The sequence below is a fragment of the Herbaspirillum frisingense GSF30 genome, assembly GCF_000300975.2.
Classification (GTDB): domain Bacteria; phylum Pseudomonadota; class Gammaproteobacteria; order Burkholderiales; family Burkholderiaceae_D; genus Herbaspirillum; species Herbaspirillum frisingense.
In genome coordinates this window covers 60,666-75,791 of record NZ_AEEC02000022.1, presented here as the reverse complement: position 1 = coordinate 75,791, position 15,126 = coordinate 60,666, and the positions used below count along the sequence as shown (strand labels likewise).

Genomic DNA, 15,126 nt, shown 5'->3' with positions numbered 1-15,126 from the left:
GAAAAAATGGCCGTGTCGCGAGACACGGCCATTTTCGTTGCTCCCAGTGCTGTGGATCAGGGCTGTGCGGCCTTGGCCTTGACCTCGTCTCGCGCAATGACCACGGTCATGCGCGCCGGATCAAGATACTTGCGCACCGCCGCATTGAGTTGCGCCAGTGTCAGGTCGGCCAGTTTCAAATCCAGCTGCTGCTGCCACAGGAAGCTGCGGTCCAGGTTCATCAGCGCCGTCCAGCTGGTGGCGATGCCGCCATCGCCGGCGCGCTGCTGGTTGCGCTGCTGCAGGATGCCGGACTTGGCGCGCAGCAGTTCTTCGTCCGTGAAGCCATCCTTGATGAGGCGGATGATTTCTTCGCGCACGGCGGCATCGACCTTGTCCAGGTTCTGCGGGGCCGCGATGGCGCGCACGCTGAAGTAGCCCGCATCACTGATGGCGCCCACCTGCAGGCCGCTGTTGATGCCGTAGGACAGTCCGTCCTGCTGGCGGATGCGGTCGGCCAGGCGCGACTTCAGGCTGGAGCCACCCAGCAGGTAATTGGCCACCGCCAGCGCCGGATAATCGGGATCGTCATCGCGCAGGCGGATGTTCTGGCGCGCCAGATAGACGCCGTTTTCCTTGTCGGGAGTATCGATGACGATACGCTTGGCAGGGATATCGGCCCAGGTGTGCAAGACCCGTGCATAGGGGGCCGGGCTGGCCCAGCCGGCGAAGGCCTGGTCGATGGCGGCCCGGGTGGCCTGGACGTCGAAGTCACCGACGATGGCCAGCTCGCCATGGGAGGCGCCGTAGAAGCGCTGGTGGAAGGCCTTGACCTGTTCCAGCGTGACGGCCTGCACGGCAGCAATGCGCTGCTCCAGCGTTTGCGCGGCACGCCAGTCGCCGCTGGGGTAGTGGTCGAAGTGCAGTTGCAGGGCTTCGGCGGCGCGGGCGTCCGGCTCCTTGCGGGTGGCTTCCAGTGCCGCCAGCGTTTCATTCTTCAGTTGCGTGAATTCGGCCGGATCCATGCGCGGATGGCGCAGCACCTCGCCGGCCAGCGCCAGTGCCGGGACCAGATTGTCGCGGGTGGTCTGGAAGCGATAGACGTTGCCATTGATCTTCAGGCGCGTGAATTCATCGGCCAGCTGACGACGATCCAGTTTCTCCGTGCCGCGCAGGAGCATGGCAGCCGTCAACTGGGCCACGGCACGCTGGCCGAACAGACCCTGGGCATCGCCGAATTCCAGGTTCATGCTCACCGATACCGTCTGCCCACGCGACTTCTTGGGCAGCAGTGCCAGGTTCAGCGAGGCGTGCGGCGGCTGTTCCGGTGCGATGCGGGTGGTCCGCTGTTCGATGTTGCCGGGCGCCGGGTCGAAGGCTTCCCCGGAGGCGATGGCCGGGCGCGGCTGGTATTGGGCCAGCAGTGCCTCCACGCTGGGCGCGGCGGGGACCTCGCTGCGTTGCGGGTGATCTTCCGGCAGGTACAGGCCCACGGTGCGATTGTCGCGGCGGAAATACCTGGCGGCAGCCGCAGCGATGTCGGCACTGCCCAGGCGCTGCTCCAGGTCGCGGTCGATGAATACCAGCCGCCAGTCACCACGTGCAATCGCATTGGACATGGCCACGGCCATCTGTTGCGGATTGTTCTGCAGGGTCTCGAAGTTGTTCCCGCTCTCGCGATGCAGGCGCGCCACTTCCTCGGCCGTCGGCGGCGTGGTGCTGAAGGATTCCACGGCCGCGATCATGGCCTGCTTGACGGGTTCGATGTCGGCTCCGGCCTTGAGCTGCGCCACGATCATCTGCAGCCCCGGTGCGAAGCCACTGAGCTGCATCGAATAGACCGCCGTCGCCAGTCCGGTCTCCACCAGCGACTTGTGCAGCCGGCCGTTGGGCGTGTCGGCCAGGATGTCGCTGGCGAAGGAGAGGGCGGTCGCATCCGGGTGCAGTGCGGAAGGCATCTTGTAGCCCAGCGCCACCAGTTGCAGGTCGCCGCGCCGGCGGATGGCGAACTGGCGTTCACCGTCCTGGGTCGGCTCCACGGTCCAGAATTCCGGCAGCTTGCGCTTGGGGCGCGGCAGGCGGCCAAACGTCTGGTTGACCCATTGCAGCACCTCGGCCGGCGCGAACTTGCCGGCGATCAGCAGCACCGCATTGTCTGGCTGGTAGTAGGTGCGATAGAAGGCCTGCAGGTTGTCGATGCGGACATTCTCGATATCGCTGCGCGCGCCGATGGTGTTGCGGCCATAGCTGTGCCAGTCGTAGGCCACGCTCTGCATGCGCTTCAACATCACCCGCGAGGGGGAGGTTTCGCCGGCTTCGAATTCGTTGCGCACCACCGTCATCTCGCTGTCGAGGTCCTTGCGCGCAATCCTGGAATTGACCATGCGATCGGCTTCCATGGCGATGGCCCATTGCAGGTTGTCCTGGCCGGCCTGGAAGGTCTCGTAGTAGTTGGTGCGGTCCAGCCAGGTGGTGCCGTTGAAGTTCATGCCGCGCTTGCTGAACTCCTGCGGAATGGCCGGATAGCGCGGCGATCCCTTGAACATCAGATGTTCCAGCAGGTGAGCCATGCCGGTCTCGCCATAGTTCTCGTGACGCGAGCCGACCAGGTAGGTGATGTTGACGGTGACGGTGGGTTTGGAGTCGTCCGGCAGCAGCAACAGTTTGAAGCCATTGGCAAAACGGTATTCGCTGATGCCCTCGGCACTGGGCCCGGCGGTCACACCAGGCGGCAACGCCAGGGACGCACCGGTAGCGGCTGTGGTGGCGCTGGCCGGGGTGGCTGCGGCAGTGGCAGCGTAGGAAGCCGGGGCCGCGAGGGCCAGGCCCAGGCTGAGGGCGAGGAGGGCAAGGCGCAGATGACGCAAGGACAAGATGGACTCCAGCAGGAAGACGGATGCGAGGGTGGAATGGTAGACCCAGCCGCATTGTAGCCTCAGCGATACGGCCCCATGCGATGCACGCAGGCAAAAAAATCGCCGCCGTGGCGGACCAGGGCGGCGCTGTGCGAGCGGGCAGCCATCCGAGCCGCCCGGCCCCGCGCTTATTCGCTGGGCGGTACGAAACCGGCAGCCGCATCGGCACCTTCGCCGAAGAAGTGCTTTTCCATCTGTGCTGCCAGGTACTTGCGGGCGCGGGCATCGGCCAGCATCAGGCGGTTTTCATTGACCAGCATGGTCTGGTGCTTCAGCCAGGCGGCCCATGCCTCCTTGGAGACGCTTTCATAGATGCGCTTGCCCAGTTCGCCCGGATAGGGCGGGAAGTCCAGGCCTTCGGCTTCCTTGTTCAGTTTGATGCAGTGGACCATGCGTGCCATGTCGATTCCTTGGTTCGTTAAGATGAAATGCCTGGGACGGGCGGGCCTGCGATGGGGGTCAGCGGTTGAGCCTGCTCACGTCCTGACGAAAAAATTCAATACAGGTTCTTGATCAGCACCTGTGATTTGCGTTGCCAGTTGTAGATCTGCTGGCGGTCCTGCGGCAGGTCGTTCACGCCTGCCAGCACGAAGCCGCGCTTGAGGAACCAGTGCGAGGTGCGCGTGGTGAGCACGAACAGCTTGGTCAGTCCGGCTTCGCGGGCGCGGGTCTCGATGTGCTTCAGGATACGGTCGCCATCGCCCTGGCCTTGCACTTCCGGGTTGACCGTCAGGCAGGCCATTTCGCCCATGCGTGCCTCCGGGAAGGGATAGAGGGCGGCGCAACCGAAGATGACGTTGTCGTGCTCGATCACCGAGAAGTAGTGGATTTCGCGCTCGATCAGTTCGCGGCCGCGCTTGACCAGCGTGCCATCGGCTTCCAGCGGTTCGATCAGTTTCAGGATGCCGCCCACGTCCTCGATGGTGGCCTGGCGCAGGCTTTCCAGGTTTTCGTAGGTGACCATGGTGCCTACGCCGTCGTGGGTGAACAGTTCCAGCAGGGCCGAGCCATCGGTGGCAAACGGCACGATGTGGGCACGCGAGACGCCCGCATTGCAGGCCTTGACCACGCTGGCGAGGTAGAAGGCCGCATCCGATGGCAGGAAGCCCGCCGACAGCACGGCTTCAGCCTGGTGCGAGGAGAGTTCGCGGATCTCGGCCCCGGCGGCGTCCTTCATCATCGGTGTTTCCGACAGGAAGATCAGCTTTTCCGCGCGCAGTGCGATGGCCGCCGAGACCGCCACGTCTTCCATGGTCAGGTTGAAGGCCTCCCCGGTGGGCGAGAATCCCAGCGGCGAGAGCAGGACGATGCCGCCCGCATTCATGATCGGCTGGATCACGTCGGCGGCAATCTTGCGCACCACGCCGGTCAGTTGCAGGTCCACGCCATCGTAGACGCCCATCGGACGGGCCGTGACGAAATTGCCGGAGATGACGCGGATAGCCGAATGCGCCATCGGCGTATTGGGCAAGCCCTGGCTGAAGGCGGCCTCGATATCCAGGCGCAGCTCACCAGCGGCTTCCTTGGCACATTCCAGGGCGGTGCTGTCGGTGACGCGCAGGCCATTGTGAAAGCGCGCCTCGACGTTGCGCAGTGCCAGTTGCTCGGCCACCTGTGGGCGCGAGCCGTGTACCACCACCACCCGGATGCCCAGGGCGTGCAGCAGCGAGAGGTCCTGGGCCAGGACCTGCAGGTCGCCGGCCGTGACCAGCTCACCCGGGAAGGCGACCACGAAGGTCTTGCCGCGGAAGGCGTGGACATAGGGCGCGACGGAACGCAGCCAGTTGACGAATTCGGTCTGTTTTTCCATGACGCGCATTATAACCAGCGTCGGCGCTGGGCGTAGGCTTGCGCGCCACCAGCGGCCAGATTTCTTGCGGGGATGTTGCAAAGCGGGACCAATGGCCCGACCAGCATGACCGGCGGAGCCTGGCCAGACTGCCCGAACTTGCACCATGGGCCCGGCAGCCGCCTGCAGCCTGACCGGGCGGGCCGTGGCAGGTATAATGTCGGCCTCATGTCCGTTACCAAAGCACCCACCACCACGCCCGGCGCCGAGCCGCAGAAGAACCCGCAGCAGGAGCGCCCGCGCAATGAGCGCAATGGCCGCGATGGCCGCGCCCCGCGCCGCGCCGATCCTGCCGCTGATGCCGCTGATGCCGCGCCACCGCTGCGCAACCCGCTGCCGCCGGTAACCTTCCCGGAAGAGCTGCCGGTCTCCGGCCGCCGCCACGAGATCGCCGAGGCGCTGCGCCGCCATCAGGTCGTCATCGTCAGTGGCGAGACCGGTTCCGGCAAGACCACCCAGTTGCCCAAGATATGCCTGGAGCTGGGCCGTGGCGAAAAGGGCTTGATTGGCCACACCCAGCCGCGCCGCATCGCCGCCTCATCCACCGCCAAGCGCATCGCCCAGGAACTCAATTCCCCGCCCGGTGAGCTGGTGGGCTACAAGGTGCGTTTCAATGACACCCTGTCCAAGGGCGCCTGGATCAAGCTGATGACCGACGGCATCCTGCTGGCCGAGACCCAGACCGATCCGCTCTTGCGCCAGTACGACACCATCATCATCGACGAGGCGCATGAACGCAGCCTCAACATCGATTTCCTGCTGGGCTACCTCAAGCAATTGCTGCCCCGGCGTCCCGACCTGAAGATCATCATCACCTCGGCCACCATCGACGCCGACCGCTTCGCCCGCCATTTCGGCCGCGAGGTCCAGGGCGAGATCGTACCGGCCCCGGTGATCGAGGTCTCGGGTCGTCTGTATCCGGTGGAAATCCGCTATCGGCCCATCGACAACGCCGACCGCAGCGGCGTCTCCACCGAGGTGGCGCAGGCCCGCGCCCGTGCCGAAGGCCGTGCCAGCCAGGCCCAGAAGGACCGCGAACAACGCGACCTGATGGATGCCGTGGTCGATGCCGTCGATGAGCTGGCCCGCATCGGTTCCGGCGACGTGCTGGTATTTCTGCCCGGCGAGCGCGAGATTCGCGACGCCGCCGAAGCCCTGCGCAAGCACCATCCGCCGCATGTGGAAATCCTGCCGCTGTTTGCCCGCCTGTCGGCACAGGACCAGGAGCGCGTCTTCAAGACCAGCAATGCCCGACGCATCGTGCTGGCCACCAACGTGGCCGAGACCTCGCTGACGGTGCCGGGCATCCGCTACGTGGTCGATGCCGGCCTGGCACGCGTGAAGCGCTACAGCTATCGCAACAAGGTCGAACAGCTGCAGATCGAACCGGTGGCGCAATCGGCCGCCAACCAGCGCGCCGGCCGTTGCGGCCGGGTGGCGGCGGGGGTGTGTATCCGTCTGTATGACGAGCAGGATTTCCTGCAGCGCCCCAAGTTCACCGACCCGGAAATCCTGCGCTCCTCGCTGGCCTCGGTCATCCTGCGCATGAAGTCGCTGCACCTGACGGACGTGGAGAGCTTCCCCTTCATCGAACCACCCCTGGGGCGCGCCATCGCCGATGGCTACCAACTGCTGCAGGAGCTGGGCGCGGTAGAAGAGCAGGACGGCGTGAACCGCCTCACGCCCCTGGGCAAGCAGCTGGCGCGCCTGCCGCTGGACCCGCGTGTGGGCCGCATGATCCTGGCCGGTCGCGACAATGCCTGCCTGACCGAATTGCTGATCATCGCCGCCGCCGTCTCGGTGCAGGACCCGCGTGACCGGCCCATGGACGCGCAGAACGCGGCCGACAACGCGCACAAGAAATTCGCCGATGAGAAATCCGAGTTCGCCAGCTACCTGAAGATCTGGAAATGGTTCGAAGAAGCCATCGCCCACAAGAAATCCAATCGCCAGCTGCAGGAACACTGCCGCGAGAACTTCCTCTCGCAGTTGCGCCTGCGCGAGTGGCGCGACGTCCACTCGCAATTGCTGACCATCGTCAAGGAACAGGGCTGGCGCCTGAACGAAGCCGCGGCCACCTATGACCAGCTGCACCTGGCGCTGCTGACCGGCCTGCTGGGCAATGTCGGCTTCAAGAGCGAGGACGATGCGCAATACCTGGGCGCACGCGGCATCAAGTTCAACATCTGGCCCGGCGCGCACCTCACCAAGAAGCCCGGCCGCTGGGTGATGGCCGCCGAACTGGTCGATACCGCCCGCCTGTATGCCCGCTGCGTGGCCAACATCCAGCCCGAGTGGCTGGAAAAGCTGGGCGGCCACCTGCTGAAGAAATCCTGGGGCGAGCCGCGCTGGGAAAAGCGCGCGGCGCAAGTCACCGCCTCCGAACGCGCCACGCTCTACGGACTGGTGGTTTACAGCCAGCGCCGCATCAACTACGGCAACATCAACCCGGCCGAGGCCCGCGAGATCTTCATCCGTGATGGCCTGGTCGGTGGCGACTTCGAGACCCGTGCCCCGTTCTTCGCGCACAACCAGAAGCTGGTCCGCGAGATCGAGAACCTGGAACACAAGTCGCGCCGCCTGGACGTGCTGGTGGATGACGAGCTCATCAGCGGTTTCTACGACAAGCTGATCCCGCACGACATCTGCAACGGCGTGGACTTCGAGAAGTGGCACAAGCAGGCCACCGCCGCCGATCCCAAGCTGCTCTACCTGAACCGCGACGACCTGATGCGCCACGAGGCGGCCGGCGTCACCACCGAGCTCTTCCCCAAGACCATGAACGTGGCCGGCATCGCCATGGCGCTGTCCTACCACTTCGAACCGGGCGCCCCGCGTGACGGCGTCACCCTGACCGTGCCGCTGTATGCCCTGAACCAGGTCTCGGCGGACCGCTGTGAATGGCTGGTACCGGGCATGCTCAAGGAAAAGGTGCATCTGCTGCTGAAATCCCTGCCGCAGAAACTGCGCCGCCACTGCGTGCCGCTGCCCGATTACGCAGCGCGTTTCAGCGAGCGCATGGAAGAGCGCAAGACCTTCGGACGCGGCAACCTGATCGACGCCATCATCGCCGACATCCGCGAACAGATCACGCTCCTGGTCAAGCCCAGCGACTTCAAGCAGGAGACGCTGTCGGCCCACCACGCGATGAACTTCAAGATCATCGACGAACATGGTCGTCAGCTGGAAATGGGCCGCAACCTCGCCGCCCTGCAGGCCGAGTTTGGCGGCCAGGCCCGCCAGCAGTTCCAGAAGCTGGCCGAGCAGGTGGCCATCGCACCGCGTGACGACAGCGACGACGAGGCTGCCGCGCCGGCGACCCAGAAGGCAGCGCCCAAGGGAGCCGCCACCTCTACCGCCGCGGCATCGACAAACGCTGCACCGGCTTCCACAGGCGAGTACAGCAACCTCACCGGCTGGAGCTTCGGCGAGCTGCCCGAACTGCTGGAAATCACCCGAGGCAGCGGCAAGCAGGCACAGACCCTGATCGGATTCCCGGCGCTGGTGGACCGCAAGACGCATTGCGACCTGGAAGTCTTCGACGACCCGGCCGAGGCTGCGCGCTTCCATTACGCCGGCCTGCGCCGCCTGTTCGCGCTGCAGATGAAGGAGCAGTTGAAGTATCTGGAGAAGAACATCCCCGGCCTGCAGCAGATGGGCATGCAATTCATGGCCCTGGGATCGCAGGAAGAATTGCGCGAGCAGATCCTGAATGCCGGCCTGGAACGCGCCTTCCTGCAGGACCCGCTGCCGCGCAATGCGGACGAATTCAATCGTCGGCGCGACGAAGGCAAGGCCCGCCTGGGCCTGCTGGTCAACGAGATCGCCCGCCTGTGTGGCCAGATCCTGGCCGAATATCATGCCCTGCCCAAGAAGCTGCAAGGCATCAAGGCCCACGCTCAGGCCGCGGCTGACATGCAGGCGCAGCTTTCGCAACTGGTGGGCAAGCGCTTCGTGGCCGAGACCGACTATGGCAACCTCAGCCACTATCCGCGCTACCTCAAGGCCATCAACGTGCGCCTGGACAAGCTGCGCGCCGACCCGGCCCGTGATACGCGCCTGTTGGGCGAGTGGAACTCGGTGGCGCTGCCTTACCAGCGTGCCTTGAAGGACCGCGCCGGCCGGGCCGATCCCAAGATGACCGAGTTCCGCTGGATGCTGGAGGAATTGCGTGTGTCGCTGTATGCGCAGGAGCTGAAGACGCCTATGCCGGTGTCGGTGAAGCGCTTGCAGAAGGTGTGGGAGAGCATGCAGCGCTAGGTACGTGATTGTGGCAGCGTGGCACGGCCCGAAAACCGCTTCCACGCTGCGATTCAGCCAATTTCCACCGTTTTTCGCGTAAAATGCGTGATTCTTTGAATCAGTCGAGTACGTCGAACACCATGGCCATCAAGTCAGACAAGTGGATCCGCCGCATGGCGGAGCAGGAAGGAATGATCGAACCCTTCGAGCCGGGGCAGGTGCGCCAGTCGGCGGACGGGGCCAAGATCGTTTCCTATGGCACCTCGTCCTATGGCTACGATATTCGCTGCGCCGATGAATTCAAGATCTTCACCAACATCAATTCCACCATCGTCGATCCAAAGAACTTCGACGAGAAATCCTTCGTGGATTTCAAGGGCGATGTCTGCATCATCCCGCCCAACTCCTTCGCGCTGGCCCGTACCGTCGAATACTTCCGCATCCCGCGTAGCGTGCTGACCATCTGCCTGGGCAAGTCCACCTATGCGCGCTGCGGCATCATCGTCAACGTCACCCCCTTCGAGCCGGAATGGGAAGGCTACGTCACCCTGGAGTTTTCCAATACCACGCCGCTGCCGGCCAAGATCTACGCTGGCGAAGGCTGTGCCCAGGTGCTGTTCTTCGAGAGCGATGAAATCTGCGAGACCTCCTACAAGGATCGCGGCGGCAAGTACCAGGGCCAGCATGGCGTGACCTTGCCCAAGACCTGAGCGCGTCGCGGCGTCAAGCTGATAAACGATTTACGAAGAAGGCTTCCTGCGGGAAGCCTTCTTTGTATGGATTGCGCTTCTGCCATATGTCGCACGTGTTCAACGGCGCTTGCGGCCGGCGCTCAGTTTCAACGCCTCTTCCCGCATCAGCCGCGCAGCGCCGCTGATGCTGCCGGTCCGGTAGGCCAGGTGCAGCGGGGCTTTCAGGTCCGAGGCGCCGGTCAGCTTGAGATACACCACCCCCTCCGCATTGACCCGTGTCATCGACGCCGGGATCACCGCCACACCGACGCCTGCCGCGACCAGCGATAGCGTCGAGAGATTCTTGCGCGCCTCCTGGAGCACCTGTGGCGAGAAGCCGGCCGCGTGGCAGGCGGCGATGATGGTGTCGTACAGGCCCGGGCCGTTGGGCCGGCGCGTCATGATGAAGGATTCCTCGGCCAGGGCGTGCAGGGCGATGCTCTTGCGCTTGCCGCCGTCGGCCAGCGGATGGTCGATGGGTAGCGCGGCGACCATGTCTTCCACCAGCATGGTCTCTATCGTCAGCCCGCTGGCGTCGCCCACCGGCGAACGCACGAAGGCGAGGTCGAGCCGCTTGCCGCGCAGTGATTCGATCAGTTCGTTGGTATTGCTCTCTTCCACCGTCATGATCACGTCCGGCGCATCGGCGCGGAAGGCGCGGATCACCGAATGCACGAAGGGATGCAGCGAGGCCGATTCGGTGAATCCCACCGCGATGCGCCCCATCTTGCCCTGGGCGATGCGGCGCACGCTGGCCACCGTGGTATCCAGCTGCGCCAGCAGGGCGCGAGCGTCGACGAGCAGGGCGGCGCCGCTGTCGGTCAGCTCCATGCCGCGTGGCAGGCGATTGAACAGGGTCACGCCCAGCTCGCGCTCCAGCACGCGGATCTGCTGCGACAGCGGCGGTTGCTGGATGCCGATGCGTTCGGCTGCCTTGGTCAGGTGGCCCTCTTCGGCAACGGCGATGAAATAGCGCAGCAGGCGCAGGTCGATGGCAGGTGACATATCGTATTAATATGGATAGGCTATCTGACATATATTAGACAAAAACCCTCCCCAAGAGTAGCCTTTCATGCATGCGGCAATCACGCCGCGCCTGCATGAGACGACGATGAGCACTCCCGATCCCCTGGCCCCAGAGCGGCCTGTCCCCACTACCAGAGAACTGTTCCTGGGCTTCCTCGGCCTGGGCATGACCGCCTTCGGCGGTGCGCTGCCGCTGGCGCATCGCATGATCGTGGAACGGCGGCGCTGGCTGACCGAACCCGAATTCGTGGAGCTGCTGGGGCTGTGCCAGTTTCTGCCGGGCGGCAACATCATCAACCTGTCGGTGGCGCTGGGCATGAAATTCCGCGGCTGGAAGGGCGCGCTGGCAGGCATCACCGGACTGATCGCGGTGCCGTCCATGGTGGTGATCCTGCTGGGCATGATCTACCAGCACTTCCAGCATGACCCCAACGTCAAGCACCTCTTCGCCGGACTGGCCGCGGCCGCGGCCGGGCTGCTGATCCAGATGGCGGTGAAGATCGCGCTGCCGCTGCGCAAGAACCTGGTGCTGGCCGGGGTGGCCATCGTCTGCTTCGTGGCCATCGCCTTGCTGCGCATCCCGCTGCTGTGGGTGATGCTGGTGATGACGCCGATCAGCGTGATCCTGACCGCCCGTTACGGCGAGCGTTTCGCCGCCAGGCCGCAGGTCTCCGCCGCCAAGGATAGCGTCAAGGACACAGCCAAGAAGGAGGGCGCGCAATGAGCCAGACCCTGATCGCATTGGCCATCATCTTCACGCAGTTGTCGGTGCTGGCCTTCGGTGGCGGCAATACCATCCTGCCGGAGATGCAGCGCCAGGTGGTGGAGGTGCATCACTGGATGACGGCCGAGGATTTCAGTGCCCTGTTTGCCCTGGGCCAGGCCGCGCCCGGTCCCAACCTGATGGTGGTGACGCTGGTGGGCTGGCATGTGGCCGGCTTCTGGGGGATGCTGGTGACCAGCCTGGCCAAGTTCGGGCCGTCGTCCATCATCACCATCATCATGCTTCACGTGTGGGAGAGGTTCAAGGACAAGCCCTGGCGGCGTCACGTGCAGGCCGGGCTGCTCCCGGTGACCGGCGGATTGGTGGCGGCATCGGCGTTGCTGATCGCCCAGGCCTCGATCACCCATGGCTTCCTGGCGGCGATTACGGCGGCTACCGCCATCATCGCGCTCAAGACCAAGATCCATCCGTTGTGGTTATTGTTTGGCGGGGCCTTGGCGGGTTTCTTCTATCTCGGCACTTTCTGACCGCGCGGCTGGCGCGGAGTCCCTGCGCCTTCGATACGCGGCAGAGCCGCTACTCAGTCCGAACGGGAGTGGGTATGTCGATCCCGAAAAGAAAACAGCCGATGCCTTCGCAGGCATCGGCTGTTTTTTTACGTCAGCGCTGAGGCTTATTGCTTGACGCAATCCACGAAGTAATCGCGGCGGCCGTTGACTTCGCGCTTGACAAGACCGTGCACGTCGGTTTCGAAGCCAGGGAATTTCTCGTTGAAATCACGGGCGAACTTCAGGTAATCGACGATGGTCTTGTTGAAGATTTCGCCCGGGATCAGCAGCGGAATACCGGGCGGATACGGGGTCAGCAGGATCGAGGTGACGCGGCCTTCGAGTTCATCCAGGGGGACGCGGTCGATCTCGCGGTGGGCCATCTTGGCGAAGGCATCCGAGGGCTTCATGGCCGGTTGCATGTCCGAGAGATACATCTCGGTGGTCAGGCGGGCCACGTCGTAGGCACGGTAGGTCTCGTGGATCTGCTGGCACAGGTCGCGCAGGCCCAGGCGCTCGTAGCGCGGGTTGCGCTGGGCGAACTCGGGCAGGATGCGCCAGATCGGCTGGTTCTTGTCGTAGTCGTCCTTGAACTGCTGCAGCGCCGTCACCAGCGTGTTCCAGCGGCCCTTGGTGATGCCGATGGTGAACATGATGAAGAAGGAATACAGGCCGCACTTTTCCACGATCACGCCGTGCTCGGCCAGGTACTTGGTCACGATGGAGGCCGGGATGCCGGTCTCGCCGAACTGGCCGTTCAGGGCCAGGCCGGGGGTGACGATGGTGGCCTTGATCGGGTCCAGCATGTTGAAGCCCGGTGCCAGGTCGCCGAAGCCGTGCCAGTCGTCCTCGGCCTTGATGACCCAGTCTTCGCGCTCGCCGATGCCGTCGGCGGCGAAGCTGTTGGGGCCCCAGACCTGGAACCACCATTCATCGCCGAACTCCTGGTCGATCTTCTTCATGGCGCGGCGGAAGTCGAGCGCCTCGATGATGCTTTCTTCCACCAGCGCCGTGCCGCCGGGGGCTTCCATCATGGCCGCGGCGACGTCGCAGGAGGCGATGATGGAGTATTGCGGCGAGGTCGAGGTGTGCATCAGGAAGGCCTCGTTGAAGGCATCCTCGTCCAGCTTCACGGTTTCCGATTCACGCACCAGGATCTGCGAGGCCTGCGACAGGCCGGCCAGCAGCTTGTGGGTCGACTGGGTCGAGAAGATCAGTGACTTCTTGGCGCGCGGGCGGTCCTTGCCGATGGCGTGCATGTCCTTGTAGAAGTCGTGGAAGGTGGCGTGCGGCAGCCAGGCTTCATCGAAGTGCAGGGTCTCGATTTCGCCGTCGAGCATGTCCTTCAGGGTTTCGACGTTGTAGACCACGCCGTCATAGGTCGACTGGGTGATGGTCAGGATGCGCGGCTTCTTGTTCTTGGCTTCGCGGGCGAAGGGGTTGGCTTCGATCTTGCGCTGGATGCTTTCCAGGGTGAACTCTTCCAGCGGGATCGGTCCGATGATGCCCAGGTGATTGCGGGTGGGCATCAGGAACACGGGAATCGCGCCGGTCATGATGATGGAGTGCAGGATGGACTTGTGGCAGTTGCGGTCCACCACCACGATGTCGCCGGGGGCGACGGTGGAGTGCCACACCATCTTGTTGGAGGTCGAGGTACCGTTGGTGACGAAGTAGCAGTGGTCGGCATTGAAGATGCGCGCCGCATTGCGTTCCGAATTGGCCACCGGGCCGGTGTGGTCCAGCAGCTGGCCCAGTTCTTCCACGGCGTTGCAGACGTCGGCGCGCAGCATGCGCTCGCCGAAGAACTGGTGGAACATCTGGCCCACGGGCGACTTCAGGAAGGCCACGCCACCGGAGTGGCCGGGGCAGTGCCAGGAATAGGAGCCATCCTGGGCGTAATCGACCAGGGCGCGGAAGAAGGGCGGGGCCAGGCCGTCCAGGTAGGACTTGGCTTCACGGATGATGTGGCGGGCCACGAACTCCGGGGTGTCTTCGAACATGTGGATGAAGCCGTGCAGTTCACGCAGCACATCATTGGGGATGTGGCGCGAGGTGCGGGTTTCACCGTAGAGATAGATGGGGATGTCGGCGTTCTTGTGGCGGATCTCGCTGACGAAGGCGCGCAGGGCCTTGAGGGCGTGGTCGGTTTCCTCGTCGGAGCCGGCCCCCATTTCCTCGTCGTCGATGGACAGGATGAAGGCCGAGGCGCGCGACTGCTGTTGTGCGAACTGGGCCAGGTCGCCGTAGCTGGTCACGCCCAGCACTTCCATGCCTTCGGCTTCGATGGCGTCAGCCAGGGCGCGGATGCCCAGGCCCGAGGTGTTCTCGGAGCGGAAGTCTTCGTCGATGATGACGATGGGGAATCGGAATTTCATGGAATTCTCCAGGCTTCGCGCGCGTGGGGCGCCGGGTAGGCGGACGCGCGCAGGGGTGAAAAGAAGAGCGCCTGGGCTGGCAGTGCTTGCGCGCCGGAAAAAATGAAAGCGGGATTGTCGCAGATATGCGCTAAAGAGGTGCGCAGTTTAAGCAAAAACGGGAAAAAACAACAGCCGCTGTCCGGACCCGATTCAACGTCTTTGGTACGTCACAAAAGCGTAGTCCAATCCGGAAGTTTCGGAGTGGTGTTCCTCGCGCGCCGTCTCCTGCCAACGCTGCTCGTCGATGGCCGGGAAGAAGGCATCGCAGTCGAAACTGCCGGCGATGCGCGTGATGATGAGGCGGTCCACCAGCGGCAGGGCCTCGGCATAGATCTGGGCACCGCCGATGATGAAGGCCGGGGCGTCGCCGGCCAGGGCTGCAGCCGCCTGCAGCGAGGTCGCGGTTTCCACGCCGTCGTGTTGCCAGTCGGCATTGCGGGTGATGACGATGTTGCGGCGATTGGGCAACGGCCGACCGATCGATTCGAAGGTCTTGCGGCCCATCAGGATGGCATGCCCCGAGGTGGTGCGCTTGAAGTGGGCCAGGTCTTCCGGCAGGCGCCAGGGCAAGGTGTTGTTGATGCCGATGCCGTTGTTGAGGTCGGTGGCGACGACGATGGTGAGCTGGCCGGAAGGTGTGGTCATGCGGATGCGTTCTTGCCTGAATGGAGTGGAAGGTGGTCGAGGCCGCT

At 64.2% G+C, this 15,126-nt stretch carries 10 protein-coding genes; 4 read left to right on the top strand and 6 right to left on the bottom strand.

Features of this window, described 5'->3' with window-relative positions:
• Nucleotides 1-56: 56 nt before the first annotated feature.
• The 3 genes from HFRIS_RS15695 to argA form a co-directional block, all read right to left on the bottom strand.
• Nucleotides 57-2,852, bottom strand: coding sequence for a M16 family metallopeptidase (locus HFRIS_RS15695; RefSeq protein WP_006464384.1), 2,796 nt, complete (start codon nucleotides 2,850-2,852; stop codon nucleotides 57-59).
• Nucleotides 2,853-3,022: 170 nt separating this feature from the next.
• Nucleotides 3,023-3,295 carry an oxidative damage protection protein gene (locus tag HFRIS_RS15690; RefSeq protein WP_006464383.1) on the bottom strand — a complete coding sequence of 91 codons (273 nt, stop codon included), beginning with the start codon at nucleotides 3,293-3,295 and terminating at the stop codon, nucleotides 3,023-3,025.
• A gap of 95 nt (nucleotides 3,296-3,390) precedes the next feature.
• Nucleotides 3,391-4,704: an amino-acid N-acetyltransferase gene (argA, locus tag HFRIS_RS15685; RefSeq protein ID WP_006464382.1), complete on the bottom strand. Its 1,314-nt coding sequence runs from the start codon at nucleotides 4,702-4,704 to the stop codon at nucleotides 3,391-3,393.
• 207 nt (nucleotides 4,705-4,911) lie between these two features.
• Here argA and hrpA point away from each other — a divergent pair, with 207 nt between their 5' ends.
• Both hrpA and dcd read left to right on the top strand, forming a co-directional pair.
• Nucleotides 4,912-9,003, top strand: coding sequence for an ATP-dependent RNA helicase HrpA (gene hrpA / locus HFRIS_RS15680; protein WP_006464381.1), 4,092 nt, complete (start codon nucleotides 4,912-4,914; stop codon nucleotides 9,001-9,003).
• A gap of 122 nt (nucleotides 9,004-9,125) precedes the next feature.
• Nucleotides 9,126-9,695, top strand: coding sequence for a dCTP deaminase (gene dcd / locus HFRIS_RS15675; protein WP_006464380.1), 570 nt, complete (start codon nucleotides 9,126-9,128; stop codon nucleotides 9,693-9,695).
• Nucleotides 9,696-9,794: 99 nt separating this feature from the next.
• Here dcd and HFRIS_RS15670 read toward each other — a convergent pair whose 3' ends face one another.
• A complete protein-coding gene (locus HFRIS_RS15670; protein WP_006464379.1) occupies nucleotides 9,795-10,721 on the bottom strand; it encodes a LysR family transcriptional regulator in 927 nt (308 codons plus the stop codon).
• Between the two features lie 106 nt (nucleotides 10,722-10,827).
• On the opposite strand from HFRIS_RS15670, the gene HFRIS_RS15665 reads away from it, so the two are divergent.
• Complete coding sequence (locus HFRIS_RS15665) at nucleotides 10,828-11,466, top strand: chromate transporter (RefSeq protein ID WP_039876018.1); 639 nt, start codon at nucleotides 10,828-10,830, stop codon at nucleotides 11,464-11,466.
• A complete protein-coding gene (locus HFRIS_RS15660) occupies nucleotides 11,463-11,993 on the top strand; it encodes a chromate transporter (protein ID WP_006464377.1) in 531 nt (176 codons plus the stop codon). The genes HFRIS_RS15665 and HFRIS_RS15660 overlap by 4 nt, the downstream gene beginning before the upstream one ends.
• Nucleotides 11,994-12,139: 146 nt before the next feature.
• Here the strand turns inward: HFRIS_RS15660 and HFRIS_RS15655 are convergent, their stop codons facing one another.
• A complete protein-coding gene (locus HFRIS_RS15655) occupies nucleotides 12,140-14,392 on the bottom strand; it encodes an arginine/lysine/ornithine decarboxylase (protein WP_006464376.1) in 2,253 nt (750 codons plus the stop codon).
• A gap of 192 nt (nucleotides 14,393-14,584) precedes the next feature.
• Nucleotides 14,585-15,079, bottom strand: a complete 495-nt coding sequence (locus HFRIS_RS15650; protein WP_006464375.1) for a dihydrofolate reductase — start codon at nucleotides 15,077-15,079, stop codon at nucleotides 14,585-14,587.
• Between the last annotated feature and the right edge of the window lie 47 nt (nucleotides 15,080-15,126).